The sequence below is a fragment of the Bradyrhizobium sp. UFLA03-84 genome, assembly GCF_002289535.1.
Taxonomy (GTDB): domain Bacteria; phylum Pseudomonadota; class Alphaproteobacteria; order Rhizobiales; family Xanthobacteraceae; genus Bradyrhizobium; species Bradyrhizobium viridifuturi.
The window spans coordinates 212,926-233,296 of sequence record NZ_NSJY01000013.1; the positions used below are offsets into that span (position 1 = coordinate 212,926).

Annotated in this window: 21 protein-coding genes and 1 pseudogene; 15 read left to right on the forward strand and 7 right to left on the reverse strand. The window is 63.5% G+C overall.

Features of this window, described 5'->3' with window-relative positions:
- Positions 1-75: 75 nt before the first annotated feature.
- Together CK489_RS15060 and CK489_RS41730 are read left to right on the forward strand one after the other, a co-directional pair.
- Entirely contained in the window at positions 76-309 is a 234-nt protein-coding gene (locus tag CK489_RS15060; protein WP_050628876.1) for a DUF6894 family protein, read from the forward strand.
- A gap of 9 nt (positions 310-318) precedes the next feature.
- Complete coding sequence (locus CK489_RS41730; RefSeq protein WP_198960929.1) at positions 319-486, forward strand: hypothetical protein; 168 nt, start codon at positions 319-321, stop codon at positions 484-486.
- A gap of 18 nt (positions 487-504) precedes the next feature.
- Here CK489_RS41730 and CK489_RS15065 read toward each other — a convergent pair whose 3' ends face one another.
- The 3 genes from CK489_RS15065 to CK489_RS15075 form a co-directional block, all read right to left on the reverse strand.
- The gene (locus CK489_RS15065; RefSeq protein WP_245350379.1) at positions 505-1,197 is read right to left on the reverse strand and encodes a response regulator transcription factor; all 693 of its coding nucleotides are present in this window, start codon (positions 1,195-1,197) and stop codon (positions 505-507) included.
- 114 nt (positions 1,198-1,311) lie between these two features.
- On the reverse strand, positions 1,312-3,006 hold the full coding sequence (locus CK489_RS15070; RefSeq protein WP_095732800.1) for a PAS domain-containing sensor histidine kinase: 1,695 nt from the start codon (positions 3,004-3,006) through the stop codon (positions 1,312-1,314).
- Positions 3,003-3,587, reverse strand: coding sequence for an RrF2 family transcriptional regulator (locus CK489_RS15075; protein ID WP_050628879.1), 585 nt, complete (start codon positions 3,585-3,587; stop codon positions 3,003-3,005). Before CK489_RS15075 ends, CK489_RS15070 begins: the two co-directional genes overlap by 4 nt.
- A 286-nt stretch (positions 3,588-3,873) precedes the next feature.
- Between CK489_RS15075 and CK489_RS15080 the strand changes: the two genes are divergently transcribed.
- The 5 genes from CK489_RS15080 to CK489_RS15100 all read left to right on the forward strand — a co-directional run bounded on the left by CK489_RS15080 (position 3,874) and on the right by CK489_RS15100 (position 8,159).
- The gene (locus tag CK489_RS15080) at positions 3,874-4,821 is read left to right on the forward strand and encodes a helix-turn-helix transcriptional regulator (protein WP_095732801.1); all 948 of its coding nucleotides are present in this window, start codon (positions 3,874-3,876) and stop codon (positions 4,819-4,821) included.
- A gap of 97 nt (positions 4,822-4,918) precedes the next feature.
- Complete coding sequence (locus tag CK489_RS15085; protein ID WP_095732802.1) at positions 4,919-5,254, forward strand: hypothetical protein; 336 nt, start codon at positions 4,919-4,921, stop codon at positions 5,252-5,254.
- Between the two features lie 106 nt (positions 5,255-5,360).
- Entirely contained in the window at positions 5,361-6,566 is a 1,206-nt protein-coding gene (locus CK489_RS15090; protein ID WP_095732803.1) for an NAD(P)/FAD-dependent oxidoreductase, read from the forward strand.
- 239 nt (positions 6,567-6,805) lie between these two features.
- Positions 6,806-7,969 carry a PepSY-associated TM helix domain-containing protein gene (locus CK489_RS15095; protein ID WP_095732804.1) on the forward strand — a complete coding sequence of 388 codons (1,164 nt, stop codon included), beginning with the start codon at positions 6,806-6,808 and terminating at the stop codon, positions 7,967-7,969.
- 7 nt (positions 7,970-7,976) lie between these two features.
- Positions 7,977-8,159, forward strand: coding sequence for a hypothetical protein (locus tag CK489_RS15100; protein WP_095732805.1), 183 nt, complete (start codon positions 7,977-7,979; stop codon positions 8,157-8,159).
- 53 nt (positions 8,160-8,212) lie between these two features.
- Here the strand turns inward: CK489_RS15100 and CK489_RS15105 are convergent, their stop codons facing one another.
- Entirely contained in the window at positions 8,213-9,988 is a 1,776-nt protein-coding gene (locus CK489_RS15105) for an adenylate/guanylate cyclase domain-containing protein (protein ID WP_245350380.1), read from the reverse strand.
- A 96-nt stretch (positions 9,989-10,084) separates the two neighbouring features.
- Entirely contained in the window at positions 10,085-10,882 is a 798-nt protein-coding gene (locus tag CK489_RS15110; protein WP_095732807.1) for an N-formylglutamate amidohydrolase, read from the reverse strand.
- A gap of 104 nt (positions 10,883-10,986) precedes the next feature.
- Between CK489_RS15110 and CK489_RS15115 the strand changes: the two genes are divergently transcribed.
- The 3 genes from CK489_RS15115 (at position 10,987) to CK489_RS15125 (ending at position 13,208) form a co-directional block, all read left to right on the forward strand.
- Positions 10,987-11,889: a transglutaminase family protein gene (locus CK489_RS15115; protein WP_095733645.1), complete on the forward strand. Its 903-nt coding sequence runs from the start codon at positions 10,987-10,989 to the stop codon at positions 11,887-11,889.
- A gap of 2 nt (positions 11,890-11,891) precedes the next feature.
- Positions 11,892-12,704: a transglutaminase-like domain-containing protein gene (locus CK489_RS15120; protein WP_095732808.1), complete on the forward strand. Its 813-nt coding sequence runs from the start codon at positions 11,892-11,894 to the stop codon at positions 12,702-12,704.
- Between the two features lie 105 nt (positions 12,705-12,809).
- Complete coding sequence (locus CK489_RS15125; RefSeq protein ID WP_095732809.1) at positions 12,810-13,208, forward strand: gamma-glutamylcyclotransferase family protein; 399 nt, start codon at positions 12,810-12,812, stop codon at positions 13,206-13,208.
- A 204-nt stretch (positions 13,209-13,412) separates the two neighbouring features.
- Here the strand turns inward: CK489_RS15125 and CK489_RS15130 are convergent.
- Positions 13,413-13,960 (reverse strand): annotated as a pseudogene (locus CK489_RS15130) (chlorite dismutase family protein).
- Positions 13,961-14,127: 167 nt separating this feature from the next.
- Here CK489_RS15130 and dnaG point away from each other — a divergent pair.
- From dnaG to CK489_RS15150, 5 genes are all read left to right on the forward strand, one after another.
- On the forward strand, positions 14,128-16,140 hold the full coding sequence (gene dnaG / locus CK489_RS15135; RefSeq protein ID WP_050628915.1) for a DNA primase: 2,013 nt from the start codon (positions 14,128-14,130) through the stop codon (positions 16,138-16,140).
- Between the two features lie 252 nt (positions 16,141-16,392).
- On the forward strand, positions 16,393-18,525 hold the full coding sequence (rpoD, locus tag CK489_RS15140; RefSeq protein WP_050628887.1) for an RNA polymerase sigma factor RpoD: 2,133 nt from the start codon (positions 16,393-16,395) through the stop codon (positions 18,523-18,525).
- A 131-nt stretch (positions 18,526-18,656) separates the two neighbouring features.
- Positions 18,657-19,316 (forward strand): 3'-5' exonuclease, encoded by a 660-nt coding sequence (locus CK489_RS15145; RefSeq protein ID WP_143278157.1) that lies wholly within the window; start codon positions 18,657-18,659, stop codon positions 19,314-19,316.
- A complete protein-coding gene (locus CK489_RS42920) occupies positions 19,300-19,737 on the forward strand; it encodes a nucleotidyltransferase domain-containing protein (RefSeq protein ID WP_158226445.1) in 438 nt (145 codons plus the stop codon). The genes CK489_RS15145 and CK489_RS42920 overlap by 17 nt, the downstream gene beginning before the upstream one ends.
- Positions 19,734-20,006 carry a hypothetical protein gene (locus tag CK489_RS15150; protein WP_095732810.1) on the forward strand — a complete coding sequence of 91 codons (273 nt, stop codon included), beginning with the start codon at positions 19,734-19,736 and terminating at the stop codon, positions 20,004-20,006. The genes CK489_RS42920 and CK489_RS15150 overlap by 4 nt, the downstream gene beginning before the upstream one ends.
- Positions 20,007-20,113: 107 nt before the next feature.
- Here CK489_RS15150 and CK489_RS15155 read toward each other — a convergent pair whose 3' ends face one another.
- Complete coding sequence (locus tag CK489_RS15155; protein WP_050426044.1) at positions 20,114-20,350, reverse strand: hypothetical protein; 237 nt, start codon at positions 20,348-20,350, stop codon at positions 20,114-20,116.
- Positions 20,351-20,371 lie beyond the last annotated feature (21 nt).

Here is a 20,371-nt window from a genome sequence, read left to right on the forward strand (position 1 = left end):
CGTCCCGCCCGGCCTGCGTAAAGCTTCGTCATGCAAGGGCGAGCCCGATCGCCCGGCGCTTGCGAGGATACGGACATGACACAGGTCTATTTCCATTGCTCGAATACGCGCGGCGTGCTGATGGATCGCCGCGGCACCTCGGTCGACAACCTCTCCGAGGCCTGCGAGGCCGCGACGCGCATGATGCGCTCGCTGGTCGCGACGGTCAGTCTGGAAGACTGGCGCGACTGGGCCGTGCATGTCAGCGACGAGGCCGGCGAGGAGATCGTCATCCTGCCGTTCGCCTTCGTTCTCGGCAAACCGCACTGAGAGGCAGCCATGCCGTCATTGCTGCCTCTCTGCCGCCGTCTGAACGCGATCGCGACCGGCTGGCAGAATCTGATCGCGCGAATTCGCGATCCCTACCGCCCCGAGCTCCACTACATGCGCGGGCCGGGCCCCAAATGGCGCGCCAAGCACACCGTTCACGCCGCGGCAGCCCGCTGAACGCGGATCCGATCCTGGCTAGGCCGCGCAGGTCTCGCGCATCGGGGCCGGCAGGGATTCCCAGATGCGAATCAGATCGCCGATCGAGCTCGCCTGCATCTTGCGCATCACGTTGGCGCGGTGCAGCTTTACTGTCACTTCGCTGATGCCGAGATCGAAGGCGATCTGCTTGTTCGCACGGCCGCGCGCAACCTCGTAGAGCACCCGGCGTTCGCGCGGAGAAAGCGATTCCAGCCGTCGGACCGTGCGTTCGGCGGCCCGGGCATCGGCGCGTTGCGCGAGATCCTTCCTGATCCCGGCGGTCACCGCATCCAGCAGGGTTTGATCGCGCACCGGCTTGGTCAGAAAGTCGACGGCGCCGGCCTTCATGGCCTGGACCGTCATCGGGATGTCGCCGTGGCCGGTCAGGAACACGATCGGCTTGCGCTTGCCGTTCGCTGCGAGTTGGTGCTGCAGATCGAGACCGCTCGATCCCGGCATCCGAACGTCGAGAATCAGGCACCCGGGCCTCTCCCATACGCTTGCCGCGAACAGTTCTTGCGGCGAGGCAAAGCAGGCGCACTCCATGCCGGCCGACAACATCAGTTCCTGCACGCCTTCGCGAACCGCCGGATCGTCGTCCACGATGATGACAAGCGGCCGCTCGGCCTCGTCGTTTGGCCGCATCCGACCCGAATCGGGGTTCTGCGACGCCTCGAGTTCATGTGTCATATCTTCCTCCTCATCGGACTAGCGCCACGCGCCAGTTCCCCGATTAGAACAGTTGCTCCGGCATCTTTGGGTCGTCACCAACGACGGCGATGACCGACGTTCGATGCGCGGTCATCACACTGCGACGGCCTCGTCGGCCTCCACCGGCAATGTGAACGTGAACGTTGTCTCGCCGGCCGGGCCGGTCTCCGTCCACAGCCGGCCGCCATGGGTTTCGACAATGGAGCGGCAGATTGCGAGCCCCATTCCCATGCCGTCCGTCTTCGTCGTTACGAACGGCTCGAATATCCGGTCCGACGATTCCACCCCGGGACCGCGATCGCTGATCTCGATCCGCACGCTGCCGCCGGATCTGCGCGCGCGGATGGCAAGCGGCTTGGCGTCTCGAAGGCCCTCCATGGCCTCGATCGCATTGCGTATGAGATTGATCAAAACCTGCTGGATCTGGATCCGGTCGCAGACCACGGCAGGCAGGCCGGCCTCGATCTGCATCGCGACGCTAACGCGGCTCTGCCGTGCGGCGTCGATCATCAGATCACGTGCTTCCGCGATGATCTCGCCGAGCGTCGCGCGTCGCTTCTCTTGCGTCGATTGTTTGAACAGCGCGCGAATGCGGCTGACCACGTCTGCGGCTGCATTGGCGTCGCGAATGATGCGCGTAACGATCAGTTGCGCGCGTTCGACATTCGGCGCATCCGCGGCCAGCCACCGTTGGCAGGCGTGCGAATTGGCGACGATGGCGGCGAGAGGCTGATTGACCTCGTGGGCGATCGAAGCGGAGAGCTCCGCCAGGCTGGCCGCCTGGCTTGCGCGTCCCAGGGTGTCCCGGGTTCGCCGCAGCTCGTCCTGCGCCTGGACTTGATCTTCGATATCGAGACAGACGCCGTACCATTGCACCACGACACCTTCAGCATTGCGCATCGGCGCAGCGCGTGCCTCCACCCAGCGATGCACGCCGTCCGAGCGACGAAGCCGATGTTTCAACGAGAACGGCTCGCCGCTCACCATCGAACCGCGAACCGCGTCGGTGACGACGACGGCGTCATCCGGATGCACGATGATCTTGATCGTCGCTGCGAGCCGTCCAGCGTCGAGATGACTCAATTGGTCAATCGACAGCCCCGTGAATTGCGCCATTCGCTTGTTGAAGTAGGTGGGTTCGCCATCCGGGGCCAGGCTCCAGATGAGGCCGGGTACGGAATCGACCAGTCGGGACAGTTGCTGTTCGCGTTCGAGCAGGGCTGCTTCGGCCTGCTTCTCGTCGTCGACATCGATGGTGGTGCCGTACCAGGCGGCGATCCGCCCGTCCTGATCGCGTTCGGGCGATGCGAAATTGCGGAACCAGCGATAGACGCCGTCCGCCATCGCAATGCGATGCTCCAGATCATAGTGATCGCCGGTCGCGAGGCTGTGCTGCCAGGCTGCCACGAGCCGATCATAGTCATCGGGATGAGCGAGGTTTCTGACGCCGAAGGCGTCCCGTCCAAGCGGCGACAGGTCCTTCTTGGAGAGCCCCGTGAGGGTCCTGATACGGCGGCTCATATAGAGAAATTTGCCGCGGGCATCGGTCGACCATGCGAGCGCCGGCATGCTTTCGATGATGCGCAGTGCCTGCTCGGCCTTGTCTGTGCGCTTCGTCCGCCGGCGCCCGGACCAGATGCAGCAGATGCCGACTAGAATGCAACAGCACGCCGCGACGGCAGCCCAGAGGCCGGTCAGCCCAAGCGCCGACCCAGCCAGCAGCAGTCCGACACCGCAACCCGACAGGGCGAAGCCGAAATCCTCAGCGAAACGCGACGTGCCCGTCATCGGCCGCTCTCCCGCTTCGACCTGCGCGGTCGTCGCTTCGGCGACTTGTTGGGACCGTCGGTCGGGTCGGATCTTCGGGGGCGATCCTTGACGCGGTCGCTGATCCAGTCCTGGACGTCCCCGAAGAACGCTGCGGGTGCGGTACGCCCGAAACGCTGCGCAACGTCGGCGAGGGTCTGTTCGGCCAGGGCGTCGCGCATGGCCTTCTCCGCGCGAAGCATTACGGCGTGAACGGCGCACGTTCCCTTCGCGGCCCATGTCGGCGGTCTTGCGCCGAACAGCTGACATCGCAAGCGGACATCCTGGCAGTCGAACAGCGGCTTATCGCCCTCGATGGCATCGACGATGTCCAGGAAGCTGATCTGTTTCGGCGCCTTCGCGAGCACATATCCGCCTCTGGCGCCTTCGGATGCCCTTACGATGCCGGCCTTCTCCAGCTTCGGAAATATCTTGGCGACGAAGCTCGGCGAAATGCCCTGCAACTCGGCGAGGTCACGGCTGCTCAACGGCTTGTCGCCGGAGCCGACCAGCCACAGCAGGCAATGGATGCCGTATTCGACGCTCACGGTGACGTGTGCCATGACGCGGACTATATCAGTCCGAGTTTTGCCATGCAATACGCGGATAGCATTTGTCCGAGTTATGCGGATCCACGACGCCGTGATGGCGGCGATGCGTCGACGCCGCCCTAAGCTGCTGAAGCGGCAACGTATTCCGGCGCATGCGTTGGCGTTCCCTCGGCGTGCGGGGCCCAGTCGACCTAACCCTCGGTACAGGCAACCTATCCTCGCGCACGGTATCGGCGGTTTGACGAACGTGGCAGTCGCTTCGATCGAAATTTACTGCTCCGAAGACGAGCCCGATACCATGACCGAGCTGCTGTTGCGTGATGTCCCAGAGAGTTTGCCGCCTTCGTCCGAGGCGCGTCAGGCCAAGCAGCCGAGTACCGAGCATCGTGCCGCCGATGTGGAGATGGCGCGCGTGCTCGGCACCACTCCGTTTCGCATGGCCTTGGATGCTGCCGGTGGCGGGATCGCCCACTGGAAACACGAGCCGCTGCACGACGTCGTCGAGCCGATGAGCCACCACGTGATCATGGCCTACAATGGTACGATGCAGCGCATGGAGCGCCGGTCAGGACGGTCGGTCGCAATCGGCACGTTTCGTCCCGGGGTCCTGATCATCATACCCGAGGGATCAAGCTCCCGATGGGATATTCCGAAACCCGTTGACGTCGTTCAGCTCTATCTTCCCCGGACGACGCTCGCGCGCGTCGCCGACGAGGCCGACGTCCCATCGACTGATCTGCTGGAGCGGACGGCGCATCCGGACCCCATTACGTCCCGATTGCTGTTGAGCGCGGCGGATGCGCTGCAGGGCAACGAGGTCCTCGATACGTTGTTCAGGCAGCAACTGACGGATCTTCTGGCTACGCGGCTGCTGGCGGCGCACACCGGCGCGCCGGCGCCGGTCCGGTCGGTTGGCGGCGGGCTGGCGCCGCAGGCGCTGCGCCGTGCCATCGAGCGGTTGCGCTCGGACGGCGAGGCCGACGTCTCGCTCGCGGCATTGGCAACGGATGTCGGCCTATCGCGCTTTCATTTCTGCCGCGCCTTCAAGGAAAGCACCGGGCTCTCGCCGCATGCTTGGCTGCGCCAGCACCGGCTCGAGCAGGCCATGAACATGCTGCGCGACACCGATGCATCCGTCGTCTCAGTCGCCGCGGCACTCGGTTACGGCTCGCAGACCGCATTTGCCGCCGCGTTCCGGAAGCTGACCGGTGAGACCCCGAGCGATTGGCGGCGGCGGCTGCGGTAGCCGCAATCGCTCTTCAGGTCAGGCAATCGCTCTTGGGCGCTCACAAGCCCCATTCGCTAGATCACCGTGGCGCCCATGCCAACAACGGAGACAAGCGATGGTTTGGAAGGATTTCGGCAGTTCTCTTGCAATCACGCGCCGACGGCGGATTGTGGCGACTGCGCTCATGTACGGGCTGACGCTGACCGTTCGCTTGACGTCGACAACGAGTGCAGACACGGATGCTTCGGCACAGGCGTTTCAGGGTGCCAATCCCATCACGTCGGTCATGATCAACGACAACGCCCCGATCGTCGATGGGGACTGGCTCGCGGCCGCGGTCCAACCGATCGCCTTCCGCCGCGGCGGATCGCTCACCTCTGACGCGTGTCGTCCAGCTTGCGAGACGGCCGCTCGAACGTCGTTCGTGTCGGGCTGCGCCGAGCGTCGCTAGGCGGTCGCCGCATTGCCTCACCCCATTCGCGCCGAGATCGCCGCAAGACCCATCAGCGGCGGCGACGCGCGGACATCAGAGACTGCCAACCCAAAGGAGATATTATATGCGACTGGTTATTATCGGAGCCGGCTTTGCCGGCATGTATGCCGCACTATCTGCAGCCCGCCTGCGCGACATTCAGGGCGTATCGCCCGAGGAACTCGAGATCGCGCTGGTCGCGCCGCAGCCGACCCTCGTGGTCCGCCCGCGGCTCTACGAGCCGAAGCCGGAAACGCTCACCGCGCCGCTGCTCGACATCTTCAACGCGATCGACGTCGTCTATGTGCAGGGCAGCGCCGAGGCGATCGACACCAAGGCGCGCACCGTGCAGATCGTCACCGCCAGGGACGCGCGCAAGACGCTGCCCTACGACCGGTTGGTGGTGGCGACCGGGAGCCGGCTGTTTCGTCCGAACGTGCCGGGCCTTGCCGAGCACGGCTTCAGCGTCGACAGTCTCGAGGACGCGGTCGCGCTCGACCGGCATCTGCACGGCCTCGCCAGGCAGCCGGCCTCGGCAGCACGCGACACCGTCGTCGTTGCCGGCGGCGGCTTCACCGGCATCGAGGCGGCGACCGAGATGCCGGCGCGCCTGCGGGACATCCTCGGCAAGGACGCGAAGCCCCGCGTCGTCATCGTCGATCGCGGCGCTGCGATCGCGCATGACATGAGTGCGGATGCACGCCCGGTCATCGAGGACGCGATGCGCAAGCTCGGGGTCGAGGGCCGGTTCGGCGCCGGCGTCGCCGAGATCAGCAAGTCCGGCGTCACACTCTCCAGTGGCGAGCATATCGAGGCCGCGACCGTGGTGTGGTCGGCCGGCCTTCGCGCCGCGCCGCTGACCCAGCAGGTCCCTGCCGAGCGCGACAGTTTCGGCCGGCTGCTGGTCGATCGCGAGTTGCGCGTGCCGTCGGTCGCAGGCGTGTTCGCCACCGGCGATGCGGCGCGGGCCGCGTGCGACGACGTCGGCAACTATGCGCTGATGTCGTGCCAGCACGCGACGCGGATGGGCGCCTTCGCCGGCAACAATGCCGCGGCCGAGCTGCTCGGCGTGCCGACCAGACCGTATCATCAGAAGGTCTACGTCACCTGCCTCGACCTCGGCGAGGCCGGCGCGCTGTTCACCCGCGGCTGGGAACGCAAGGTCGAGCTGGTCGGCGACGTCGCCAAGAAGACCAAGCGGGAGATCAACACCGTCTGGATCTATCCGCCGCGCGCCGAGCGGGCGGCAGCGCTCGCCGCCGCCGATCCGGAGCGCGTCGTCGATCTCTGAGGCTGGTTGGTCGATGGCCGCGCCTTGCACAGGGCGCGGCCATCGATTCAGTTTAGAACCATCCTAACGACAGCGCCGAAAGACGGGACGCATCGTCGCAGGTCGCGGCGGCCTTCGTTGCGCGATCGCAACACGATCAATGATAAGCCCGTTACTGGATGAGTTCTAATCGACGCGCTGCTGCGCGCATCCGACATCGTGTTAGGCAAGAATGGAGACTCCGGAATTAGGTAGCGACGTTGACTGCGACGACCAAATCCCTGCGGCGATGGGGCGCCGTCCACAAATGGACCAGCCTGATCTGCACATTGTTCATGCTGCTGCTGTGCATCACCGGCCTGCCGTTGATCTTCCATGATGAGATCGACGATCTCCTGCACAGTTCGGTCAAGCCGGCCGAAATGCCGGCCGGCACGCCGCCGGCCAATCTCGACCATCTGCTCGCCAACGCGCTCGCGCAGGCGCCGGGCAAGGTACCGCACTTTCTGATCTGGGATCGCGACGAGCCCGGCGCGATATGGGTCAGCGTCGGCCCGACGATCGACGCCGATCCGGTCAACAACCTCTTGATCCGGATGGACACGCATAGCGGCGCCTATCTCGATTCCCCCGATGTGACCGGCCGCTTCACCTACATCATGCTGAAGCTGCACACCGACATGTTCGCGGGGCTACCCGGCAAGCTGTTCCTCGGCTTGATGGGCATCCTGTTCTGCGTCGCGATCGTTTCCGGCATCGTGGTCTACGCGCCGTCGATGCGGAAGCTGCGCTTCGGCGCCTACCGTGCGCAGCGCACCCGCGTCGTGCGCTGGCTCGACGTGCACAATCTCGCCGGCATCCTGCTGGTCGCCTGGACGCTGGTGGTGGGCTTCACCGGCGTCATCAACACCTGGGCCGACCTCGTGCTCAAAATGTGGCAGTTCGGCCAGCTCGCCGAGATGACCGCGCAGTACAAGGACCGCCCGGTGCCGTCGAAGCTGACCTCGCTGAACGGCGCGGTCGAGGTGGCGAGGCATGCGGTGCCCGGCATGACGCCGAGCTTCGTCGCATTCCCGGGGACCCTGTTCAGCAGCAAGAGCCACTATGCGGTGTTCCTGCACGGCGATACGCCATTGACCTCGCGGCTCCTGAAGCCCGCGTTGATCGATGCGGAGACCGGCACGCTGACCGACAGCCGCGACATGCCCTGGTATGTGTCGACATTGTACATCTCGCAGCCGCTGCATTTCGGCGACTATGGCGGCATGCCGCTCAAGATCGTCTGGGCGCTGCTCGACATCCTCACCATCTTCATCCTCGTGACCGGCGTGTATCTGTGGATGCGCCGGCGCAAGGCGGGCGTGAGCCAGGAGCGCGCCATCGCCAACGCCGCGTCTATCGACAACCCCGCGCTCACGTCGTGACGTCAGCATGGTCGCACATCGCTCATTGACACAGATCTTCGTCGCCCCGCTCGTGATCGCAATCGTGAGCACGGTGGGCTTGATCAGCGCGCTGGTCGGCGACGGCTTGTGGGATGCCGTCTCATGGGCGGCGCTCGGCCTGCCGGTGCTGCTCTATCTCGTGTTCATCTGGCGCCGCCGGCCGAATTGAGCCAAGCACGCCGCCCGATCGCGGCTCGAGGATACTTGCCGAGTGACGGAGCCTCACTCCGGAAGCCCCGCCATCCGCAAGGGAGTGACCAATGCGTCCAGGTCGTCTTGCCGGCGATACGGAAGCAGCCGCGCCCAGCGCGCCAGGGTGAAATTGGGATGGCCCCCCAGCAAGTCGGCCGCTGCGGCGCGCGCTTCGCCTTGCCGGCCGAGATTCCAGAGCGTCGCTATGAGCGTCGATTGCGCGGTCAGCCAGAGCGGCCGCTGTTTCAATACGTGGGAGGCAATCTCGTGCGCCACCGTGAAATCGCCGAGATGGAATCTTGCTCGCGCTTCGTCGACCATGGATTCATTGCGCTCGATCGGACTGAGCCGCTGGGCGTGCTCTTCATAGACGACGGCCTTTCGGAAATTGCCAGCATAGCCGTGATACATGCCAGCCATGTGATGGGCATCGGAGCTACTGGGAGCGAGGCTGATCGCCGTTTCTCCTGCGGCCACGGCCTCGTCATGGCGGCGTTGAAAGGTGCGAACATAGCCGATGACCAAATATGCTTCGCCGAAGCTGGTGTCGGCGGCGAGCGCCCGATCGGCGCAGTGCAGCGCGGCCTGATACGTTTCATTTTCGGCTTTCGTCCAACCGAAGCGCGCTTGATCGGTCAGAGTGAGGCCCAACAGATAGAGTGCCGGCATAAAGGCGGGGTTGATCTCCAGCGCTTGCTCAAAAAGCTTCCGGGCTTGTGCGTGGGTTTGCCTTGAGAAATTGACGTAGAGTGCGCGTCCCTTCAAGACATACTCATAAGCCAGTGGACTGCCGGAGCGTTTTCTCCATACCCGTGCGCGTTCGCCGACCGTCAACTGGACTTCAAGTGCTTCGACGATCTCTTGCGTTATTCGATCCTGAAGATCGAACACGTCGTCCAGGTCTCCGTCAAAGCGATCCGCCCAGAGGTGGCCGCCGTCCCGACCATCGATCAACTGCGCCGTCAACCTGACGCGATTGCCGATCTTTCGAACGCTTCCTTCCAGCAGATACCGAGCGCCCAGTATCTGGCCGATCTCGCGAATGTCCCTGTTCTGCCCTTTGAACGCGAAGCTCGAGTTGCGAGCGATCACCATCAATTCCTGAATCTTTGACAGGGTCGTGAGGACGTCTTCCGCAATCCCGTCCGCGAAATACTCCTGCTCGCTGTCGCCGCTCATGTTCTGAAACGGCAATACCGCGATAGACGGTTTTCCGGAGGATGGGCGGAGATGGCGCGACTCCGCGGCAGCCGGATGGCGCTCAGGCGAAGTTCCGGCGCCGATCTTCATTCGCCAGGCGCGGACCGGCTCGGCGATGTTTTTCAGGTTCTGCTGGCCCATGTCTTCGAAAGTTGCTTCGACCTTGCTCCGGACTTGCCGGTAGGCGTCGTCGGACAGGCATATGCCGCCCGGGTCGGCAATGCTCTCGAGCCGAGCGGCGATGTTGACGCCATCGCCGAAGATGTCGCCGCTGTCGATGATGATGTCTCCGACGTGAATGCCGATGCGAAACTCGATCCGCTGCTGTGGCGCTGCGGAGGCGTTCTGCTCCGCCATTCTGCTCTGAACCTCCGCGGAGCTGCGCACGGCATCGACGGCACTACCGAATTCGACCAGCATGCCGTCGCCGGTCGTCTTGACGATGCGGCCTCGATGAGCGGCGATCGTCGGGTCGATGAGCTCCTTTCTGATGGCCTTGAGCCGGGCGAGCGTGCCTTCCTCGTCAATTCCCATCAGACGACTGTAGCCGGCGACATCCGCCGCCAACACTGCTGCCAGTCGCCTTTCCACTCGCTCGGGTGCCACGGAACTATCCTAGCAGGAAGTTCAAGCCAGGGGATTAAAGCACGCCGGGTTGCCTCCGGGCTAGGGGCGCCGCGCCCTGATCGGCCGTTCGAAACGCTAGATCAGCGCTTCGGCGCGCAGCGTCGTCTCGATCTCGCCGAGGACGCGCGCCAGCCGCTCGGCCCATGCGGTCTCGCCGGCCTGGTCGGAGATCAGGTCCTGACGGATCTCGATGCCCGAATTCATCAGGCCGCGCTTCTCGCCATGCACCGGGATCGTGTAGTCGGTCTCGTCGCTGACCGCGTAGGGCTCGTTGTCGCCGACCACGAGATCGCCTTCGGCGCGCAGATGCTTCAGCAGCAGCGGCGGCAGCGCCTTGTCGTGGTGATACAGCGTGCCGATGTGCCAGGGACGTGCGATGCCGGCATAGACCGGCGTGAAGCTGTGCAGCGACACCAGCACGGTCGGCATGCCCTGTCGCGCACGTTCGTCGATGATGCCGTCGATGCGCTGGTGATAGGCATCGAAGATCTGTGCGCGGCGCATCTCGGCGGCCTCGCGCGACAGGCCTTCATTGCCCGGAACGGTGGTGGCTTCGCTGATCAGCGGGACCGAGCTTGCGACATGCGGCGGCCGGTTGCAGTCGATCACCAGCCGCGAGTAGCGTTGCGCGATCAGGTGCGCGCCGAGCAGGTCGGAGAGCTGCGTGGCGACGCCGGCGATGCCGATGTCCCAGGCGATGTGCCGGACCAGCTCGCTTTCGGGCAGGCCGAGATCGCCGAGCGGGGAGGGAATCAGCCTGCCGTAATGATCGCAGGTGAATAGGAACGGCGAGCGGCCGGCCGCATTACGTTCAAGAACCGGTGAAACATCGGTGCTTGCGAGCAGAAACGATGGACCGCCGCCGTCATTCAAGGGCTTTTTTCCTCAACTTTGCCTATTCAAGCGGCATGCTGGTTTGGAATCGAGCAGCTTTCTCTATAGATTATGCGGCCCGAAATCACGATGATTGTTTGAAGATGCCGCTCCTGACTATTCATCACAAGACCGTTTATCGCTACGCGCGCCCGGTGGCGTTCGGCGAACACCGCATCATGCTGCGCCCCCGCGACGGCCATGATCTGCGCGTCCTCGACGGTGCGCTTGTGATCGATCCGCAGCCGATGTCGCTGCGCTGGATTCACGACGTGTTCGGCAACAGCGTCGCGATCGCGGCTTTCGACGAGCGCGCCGATACGCTGTCCTTTGTCTCGACCGCGACGGTGGAGCACAATCCCGCCGACAGGTTCGCACTGACGCCGGACGATCCTGCGTACTTCTATCCGTTCCTCTACGACGACGAGGAATTCCCCGATCTGCAGCAATTCATCACGCCGCAATATGGCGACCCGAACGGCGAGCTGTCGGCCTGGGCGCGGCGCTTCCTCGATGTCGAGGCGCCGACGCTGACCTTCAAGATTCTCAGCGACATGACCCACGGCATCCGCGAGGCGTTCAGCTACCGCAAGCGGTACGAGCAGGGCACCCAGCATCCGCTCGACACGCTGCGCACGCAGTCCGGCACCTGCCGCGACTACGCGCTGTTCATGATCGAGGCGCTGCGCCGGCTCGGCATCGCCGCGCGCTTCGTCTCCGGCTATCTCGCGATGCCTCCGGGCAGCGCGCATGGCTATGTCGGCGGCGGCTCGACCCACGCCTGGGTGCAGGTCTATCTGCCGAGCGCGGGCTGGATCGAGTTCGATCCGACCAACGGCATCGTTGGCACGCGCGATCTGATCCGCGTTGCGGTGGCGCGCGATCCGCGCCAGGCGATCCCGCTGCATGGCGTCTATCTCGGCGCTGCGGATGCCTTTCTGGCGATGGACGTCGACATCAAGGTCGTCTCCGTCGGCGAGAGCGTGGCGGAGCGGGAGACGGTCTGACGATGCAGATCAAGGTCGGCTTCGAGATCACCTACACGGCGCCGCAGCCGACCCCGATGGTGATCATGCTGTCGATCCATCCGTCGCGCTACGCCGACGTCGTCGGCACCGAGAGTATTGCGACCGAGCCGAATGTCCCGATCGGTCTCTATCGCGACGGCTTTGGCAATGTCTGCGGGCGGCTCGTTGCCCCCAGCGGCGGCGTCACTTTCCATGGCAGTGCGCTGGTGCGCGATTCCGGATTGCCTGATGTCGTCAACCCGGCGGCGCAGCAGCTCCCGGTCGAGCAACTGCCCGACGACATGCTGCTCTACCTGATGCCGAGCCGCTATTGCGAGACCGACAAGCTGACCGACATCGCCTGGTCGCTGTTCGGCAACACACAGCCCGGCTGGGCGCGGGTGCAGGCGATCACCGATTTCGTGCATCACCATGTGACATTCGGCTATCAGCACGCCCATCACATGAAGTCGGCGCATGATGTCTATGAGAGCCGCGCCGGTGTCTGCCGCGACTTCGCGCATCTGGCGCTGACCTTCTGCCGCTGCATGGGCATTCCGGCGCGCTATTGCACCGGCTATCTCGGCGACATCGGGGTGCCGCCGGATCCGGCGCCTATGGATTTCTCCGGCTGGTTCGAGGTCTATCTGTCCGGCCAGTGGTACACCTTCGACGCCCGCCACAATACGCCGCGGATCGGCCGCATCCTGATGGCGACCGGCCGCGACGCCGCCGACGTCGCGCTCACCACGAGCTTCGGCCGCATGACGCTGGCGAAGTTCGTGGTGGTGACGGATGAGGTGGTGGCGGCTTGAGCTGTTTTCCCCGTCATTGCGAGGAACGTTAGCGACGAAGCAATCCATGTCTCCGCACGCTGCGCAATGGATTGCTTCGCTTCGCTTGCAATGACATAGAGAGCCATGACTTCCGATCTCCTCTTCGTCTACGGCACGCTGATGCGCGGCTTCGACCATCCGATGGCGAAGCTGCTCGCGGGCAATGCGGAATTCCTCGGGCCGGCGCAGTGCCGCGGCCGGCTCTACCTCGTGAAGCATTATCCGGGCCTCGTCGTGTCGGACGATCCCGCCGATATCGTGCACGGCGAACTGTTCCGCCTGCGCGAGCGCGAGGCGATGCTGCGCGAATTCGACATGTACGAGGCCTGCGGCGAGGGCTTCCCGCAACCGACCGAATATCTCCGCGAGATGCTGAAGGTCACGCTTGCCGACGGCAGCGTGAGCGAGGCGTGGACCTATCTCTACAACTGGCCGGTCACCGAGCTGCCGCGGATCGCGTCAGGAAAATTCTTGGAGCACTAGCGAGTGTGGAGATCGGGCGGCATCGGAACCGCGTCCCCTCTCCCGCTTGCGGGGGAGGGCTAGGGTGGGGGCTCTCTCCCCGAGTCCCATCGTGGAGAGAGCCCCCACCCGCCGCTTCGCGGCGACCTCCCCCGCAGGCGGGAGAGGTGAAGAGGGGGCTGCGGCGCGATCGATTCAATACAGCATGACAGCGCGCGGCGCGCTTCACACTTCCCGCTCGACGCGAATGTCGACCTCGCGCTCGACAAAGCTCCATTCCTCGGTCGCGCGCAGCATGGCGACCAGTTCGTCGAACAGGCTGGCATGCTCGGGGGCGAATTCGAACCAGGTCAGGAAGTCGAAGGGCATGCCGAGGTCGCGGGCGTGAAACAACTGGCGGGCGATTGCCGGCAGGTATTTCAAGGTCCCGGCGATGTGGTGCGACTTGTCCTCGAAGATCGCCCGCCGCTCCTCCTGGGTCAGCTCCCACCACGCCGCGGATTTCCGGATCGGGATCAGCGCTGCGTGCGTCGCCTCGCTGCGGCCGAGCGCGGCCTGCACGGCTTCTCGCGCTCTTCCTTCTCGGTGTAGCGCAGATGGCTGGCGACGCCGGCAAGCCGCCAGGAGGTCTGCGCCGGCAGCAGCGGCAGCGCGATCGAGTCGCTCGCAACGATCGACAGCGCCGCGACCTTCGGCAGCGTCTCGCCCTTCACCCGCGTGATGGACGTGACCTGCCAGCCGCCGCTCTGACCGCCTCTGAATGTCGTGAACATACCGCTATCCAATCCCGGAACCGGGGAGGGGGCAAGCTCGCTGCGTGGGCTCTCCACTGTCATTCGGGGTGGCCCGGGGTGTGGATAACGGGTGAAGGCCGACAAACTTGATGGGTTTGGGGCTTCGTCACTATATCGATGTCCGATTGAAGCCGAACCCGAGCCAGATGCGTTTCACGCCCCAATTCCTCGAAGAGCTGCGCGCCCGACTTCCGGTCTCGGAAGTCGTGGGCAAGCGCGTCAAGCTGAAGAAGGCGGGGCGGGAGTGGAAGGGGCTGTCGCCGTTCCAGCAGGAGAAGACGCCCTCGTTCACGGTCAACGACCAGAAGGGCTTCTACCACGACTTCTCCTCCGGCCAGCACGGCAACATCTTCGACTTCGTGATGCAGACCGAGGGCGTCACCTTCCCGGAGGCCGTCGAGCGCCTGGCGTCGATGGCGGGCATGGCGATCCCGGCGGCGAGCCCGGATGCGGCGCGGCACGAGCAGCGCCGCCGCACCCTGCACGACGTGATGGAACTCGCGACCAAGTTCTTCGCCGACACGCTGGCCTCGCGCAATGGCGCCAAGGCGCGCGGCTATCTCGCCGACCGCGGCATCTCGCCGGCGACCCAGCTCCAGTTCCGGATGGGCTACGCGCCGCCGGATCGCTTTGCGCTGAAGGAGCATCTGGGCGCGCAGGGCATCTCCACCGAGGACATGGTGGAGGCCGGGCTTTTGGTGTCCGGCGAGGACAAGCCGGTGCCGTTCGATCGCTTCCGCGACCGCGTCATGTTCCCGATATCAGACGCCCGCGGCCGCGTTATCGCGTTCGGCGGCCGCGCGCTGGAGAAGGACGTTCCGGCGAAGTACCTGAATTCGCCGGAAACCACGCTGTTTCACAAGGGCGACAATCTCTACAACCTGTTCACGGCGCGCCAGGCCGCGCATGACGGTGCGCAGCTGATCGTGGTCGAGGGCTATGTCGACGTCATCGCGATGGTCACCTCGGGCTTTCCCGGCGCGGTCGCGCCGCTCGGCACGGCGCTGACCGAGAACCAGCTCGCGCTGCTCTGGAAGATGGTCGACGAACCGATCCTCTGCTTCGACGGCGACCGCGCCGGCAAGAAGGCGGCTTATCGTGCTGCGGACATTGCCTTGCCGCAGCTCAAGCCCGGCAAGAGCCTGCGGATCGCGCTGCTGCCGGAAGGCCAGGACCCCGACGATCTCGCACGCTCCGGCGGCCGCGCCGCAATCGAGGACGTGATCTCGGCGGCGCGCCCGCTCGCCGAGATGATCTGGTCGCGCGAGATCGAGGGCGGCAATTTCGACACCCCCGAGCGCCGTGCGGCGCTGGAGGCGCGGATCGGCGAACTGACCAACGGCATTCAGGACGAGGTGGTGCGCCGCTATTACCGGCAGGACCTGCACGAGCGGCTGCAGCGCAATTTCGCGCCGGAGGGCGGACGTGGCGGCTATGGCCGCGGCGGCGGCTTCGGCAGGGGCAATTTCGGCGGCGGCCGCGGCGGCGAATCACCCCGTCAGTTTGTCCCGCGCGGACCGGGCCAGGGCGGCCGGTTCGGCGCCAAGGGCGGCGCCGCCCCCGGGATTGCACGGGGTCCCTACCAGGCCGCGAGCCCCCAGCTCGCCAACAGCCCGATCATGCGCGGCCAGCGCAGCGCGATCTCGCGTCGCGAGGCCCTGATCCTGCAATGCCTGATCAATCACCCCTGGCTGCTGCACGACCATCTCGAGGAGGTGGCAGCGCTGGAGCTCGCCCATCCCGAGGCCCACAAGCTCCGGGCCGCCATTATCGCGGCCTTTGCCCACGACCATCACCATTCCCCTGACGTCGAGGAGCAGGCCGAGAAGATGCGATCCGACCTCGAAGCGGGCGGATTATCTCAGATTCTTCAAAGGGTTGAGCGGGCGATCACAACCCAGGCGGTGTGGGGGGCGCAGGTTGGCGCCGCGCGTGAGGACGTTTTATCGACCTGGCGTCAACTCGTTGCCTTGCATCAGAAAACCCACGCCTTACTTAGGGAAAGAAAAGATGCGGAAGCAGCCTTGGCTGAAGACTCCAGCGAGGCCAATCTGGCATGGTTGCAGGATATCCAGGCCCGGATGGCAGAAGCCGATGGGACCGAAGCCCTGATTGAAGGGTTCGGCGAATTATCGGGCCGGTTCCAGCGTAATGTCTGATAACAAAAATGCTGCGGACGGCGCTGGCCGAACCCGCAAAAAGACTCGCCAAATCCATGGTTTGGCTGCAAAAACAGGGTTAAGCGAAACTTAATAGCCTCGCGGCTATTGCAGATGGAAACCGTCGAGACGGATGACAGGGGTGGCGAGATTTTGCGCCGCCCTTTGTGCGTCGAGAGAGTAAATCTAGATTTCGTGCGGATGCGCGTGCGTGGCGCCATTTTGCATGACCGCGTTTCGGGAGCTTAGTGAATGGCCACCAAGGCAAAGACGCTGCAGGTTAAGGACAAGGAAAAAGACGACAAGGCAGCGGATGCTCCTGAGAAGGATTCCGCCGACGCGCCGTCGCCGTTGCTCGACCTGTCGGATGCCGCGGTGAAGAAGATGATCAAGCAGGCCAAGAAGCGCGGCTTCGTGACCTTCGATCAGCTTAACGAAGTGCTGCCATCCGATACGACCTCGCCCGAACAGATCGAAGACATCATGTCGATGCTCTCGGACATGGGCATCAACGTCACCGAGGCGGACGATAGCGAAGGCGAGGACGAGAAGGACGACGGCGACGACGAGACCGATAACGAGCTTGTCGAGGTCACGCAGAAGGCCGTCACCGAGGTCAAGAAGTCGGAGCCCGGCGAGCGCACCGACGATCCCGTGCGCATGTATCTGCGCGAGATGGGCACCGTCGAGCTGCTGTCGCGCGAAGGCGAAATCGCCATCGCAAAGCGCATCGAGGCCGGCCGCGAGGCGATGATCGCGGGCCTCTGCGAAAGCCCGCTGACCTTCCAGGCCATCATCATCTGGCGCGACGAGCTCAACGAAGGAAAGATCTTCCTTCGCGACATCATCGATCTCGAAGCGACCTATGCCGGCCCCGAGTCCAAGGGCGGCATCAATCCGAACCTGATCGGCAACAACGGTGCCGAGGGCGCTGCCGCTGAAGGCAATGGCGGCGATGCGCAAGCCGGCGCGCCGGCCCATGTCGCGCCGCCCGCAGCCCCGCCGTCGCCGACCCCGTTCCGTGCCGCGCCCGCCGGTGGTGAAGCCGGCGGCGAGGAGAAGGATCCCGCCGAGGCCGCCGCCGAAGGCGACATGGACGACGACGAGTTCGAGAACCAGATGTCGCTCGCCGCCATCGAGGCCGAGCTGAAGCCGAAGGTGGTCGAGACCTTCGACAAGATCGCGTCCGAGTACAAGAAGCTGCGCCGCCTGCAGGAGCAGGACATCGCCAACCAGCTGCAGAGCGAGTCGCTGTCGCCCTCGCAGGAGCGCAAGTACAAGAAGCTGAAGGACGAGATCATCGTCGAGGTGAAGTCGCTGCGCCTCAACCAGGCCCGCATCGATTCGCTGGTCGAGCAGCTCTACGACATCAACAAGAAGCTGGTCTCGTTCGAGGGCCGCCTGCTGCGCCTCGGCGACAGCCACGGCGTCGCGCGCGAGGATTTCCTGCGCAACTACCAGGGCTCGGAGCTCGATCCGCGCTGGCTCAACCGTGTCTCGAAGCTCTCGGCCAAGGGCTGGAAGAACTTCGTCCATCACGAGAAAGACCGCATCAAGGACCTGCGCCACGAGATCCAGTCGCTGGCGGCGCTCACCGGGCTCGAGATCGGCGAATTCCGCAAGATCGTGCACGGCGTGCAGAAGGGCGAGCGCGAGGCCCGTCAGGCCAAGAAGGAGATGGTGGAAGCCAACCTCCGTCTCGTGATCTCGATCGCCAAGAAGTACACCAACCGCGGCCTCCAGTTCCTCGACCTGATCCAGGAAGGCAATATCGGCCTGATGAAGGCGGTCGATAAGTTCGAATATCGCCGCGGCTACAAGTTCTCGACCTACGCCACCTGGTGGATCCGGCAGGCGATCACCCGTTCGATCGCCGACCAGGCCCGCACCATCCGCATCCCCGTGCACATGATCGAGACGATCAACAAGATCGTCCGCACCTCGCGCCAGATGCTCAACGAGATCGGCCGCGAGCCGACCCCGGAAGAACTCGCCGAGAAGCTCGGCATGCCGCTGGAGAAGGTCCGCAAGGTCCTCAAGATCGCCAAGGAGCCGCTGTCGCTCGAAACCCCCGTGGGTGACGAGGAAGACTCGCATCTCGGCGATTTCATCGAGGACAAGAACGCGATCCTGCCGATCGATGCGGCGATCCAGTCCAACCTGCGCGAGACCACCACGCGCGTGCTGGCCTCGCTCACCCCGCGCGAAGAGCGCGTGCTGCGCATGCGCTTCGGCATCGGCATGAACACCGACCACACGCTGGAAGAGGTCGGCCAGCAGTTCTCGGTCACCCGCGAACGCATCCGTCAGATCGAAGCCAAGGCGCTGCGCAAGCTGAAGCACCCGTCAAGGTCGCGCAAGCTGCGGAGCTTCCTGGATAACTAAGCGGCGAGCAAAAAAGCATCTCTTCTGCGGCTTTGAGAAGAGATGCTGACGGTCGGCTTGCTCAACAAGAGATTTCTCTAGCCGGTTCGGTTCGCCTTGAAGAGAAGGCTTGAACAGAGTTAGAGTCTGACATGCTGCTAGGAACCCAAAATATCCAGTCTCGCGACGAGAATTACCAAATGCGCTCCGGTGAGCGCGTCTTTGTTGATTCGTATTTTTCTGCCGATGTTGAGACGGATGGCCCGATTCCAGGACCATTCTCTATTCTGTCTTTTGCAATTGTATATGCAGGGTCATTCGATGGGCGCACTTTCATCCGCCCCCAGAGCTATGATAAGGTTTTCTATCGAGAGTTGAAGCCGATCTCCAATGCATTTCAGCAGGAGGCGTTGGACGTTAACGGCCTTGATCGGGCAAAGTTATGTGTTGAAGGACTCTCGCCAGAGGTGGCGATGACAGAAGCCTTTCAGTGGATCAACGCCAATTCGAGCGGCGCAAAGCCCGTGCTAGTTGCTTATCCGCTAAGCTTCGATTGGACTTGGCTGTACTGGTATTTTATCCAGTTCTGCAAAGATGGCTCACCGTTCGACTATTCTCGTTGCTTTGACATAAAGACCGCGCTGGCGGTGAAGGCGGGAATACCGGTATCGCAAGCGGGACGCTCAAGGCTGGATCCAGCCTTGTCTTCTAAACGACCGCACACGCATCACGCAGTGGACGATGCGATCGAACAGGCAGAAATTTTTGCGAATGTATTTGAGTGGGCGGGTGCTAATGAGAGAACTCGATAGGCGTAGGCAATATTCATCTGAAACAATTGCAAAGCTGCGTACCAGTTTCGTAGGCGCAGGTGAGTTTGCGGCAGGCAAGGCCTGCGTCTATGCGACAGGGTCCTTCGGACGATGCGAGGCGAGTGAGTACAGCGATCTGGACTTATTTATCGCTGGGAATAGTGAGAGGATCTCAAGGGCGGATGGTTCCGAGGAATTTGGTCAGAAGAACCTGCTCAATCACCTAGATGAGATATGCGTTCAGGCTGAATTAATCAAAGAGTCGAGGAAGCTAGGCTTTCCGGAGTTTTCCGGCGATGGTCGATATCTTGATCATCACTCGATCTACGAGTTTACCAGTACACTTACTCAGCGCTTTTGTATTTGTTGGCGGTATATAATTCCAAGAGATCTGTCTCCCCGGCGGACGCAGTTGAAATGACGAAGCTAACTCCTACAGAAAGATTGGAATGGCTTCGAGTTCAACCGTATCTGGGGGACGCAAAGGCGACAATTGAGAAGCTTTTGGAGCAGTACGACAGGTTCTTGGACACAACTAATTTGAAGGAGGAAGACCTTATCCAGAAATTCCTCGATAAGAATACTCGTCATCAATATTTTGAGGCTGCGCATGAGTTCGGCGATTCGATGTTCCGAGCCTTGACCACAATCGGAAAAGACAGCGCTTTTCACCGCCTTTTGGTAGTCTGATATGAACCATAGCCCGCCGTTCCTTGGTTCTCACGCTCGCATCGATCATTTCAGTCGTGCTTCGCGCTGACCGGCAGCCGTAGGTTTATCTTCTTATCCTATTTCCGCTACTTCTTCTTCGCGCCAACTCGCTCGATCGACTTGATCTCGAGCGGCGGGCGGCCGCCCTTTTCGGCGATCTCGCGGTCCTGGTCGCGCAGGAAGGCGCGCACCGGCTCGTCGCCGTCGAGGCCGCCAATGAGCTCCGAGGGCACGCGGCGGTTGGAGCGCTGCGAGCCGTCTTCATAGAAGACGTTGAAGAAGGCGAATTCGCCTTTGGGATTGGTCCCGGGTTTTTTCGGCATGCGCGGCTTGTCCCCGATCGC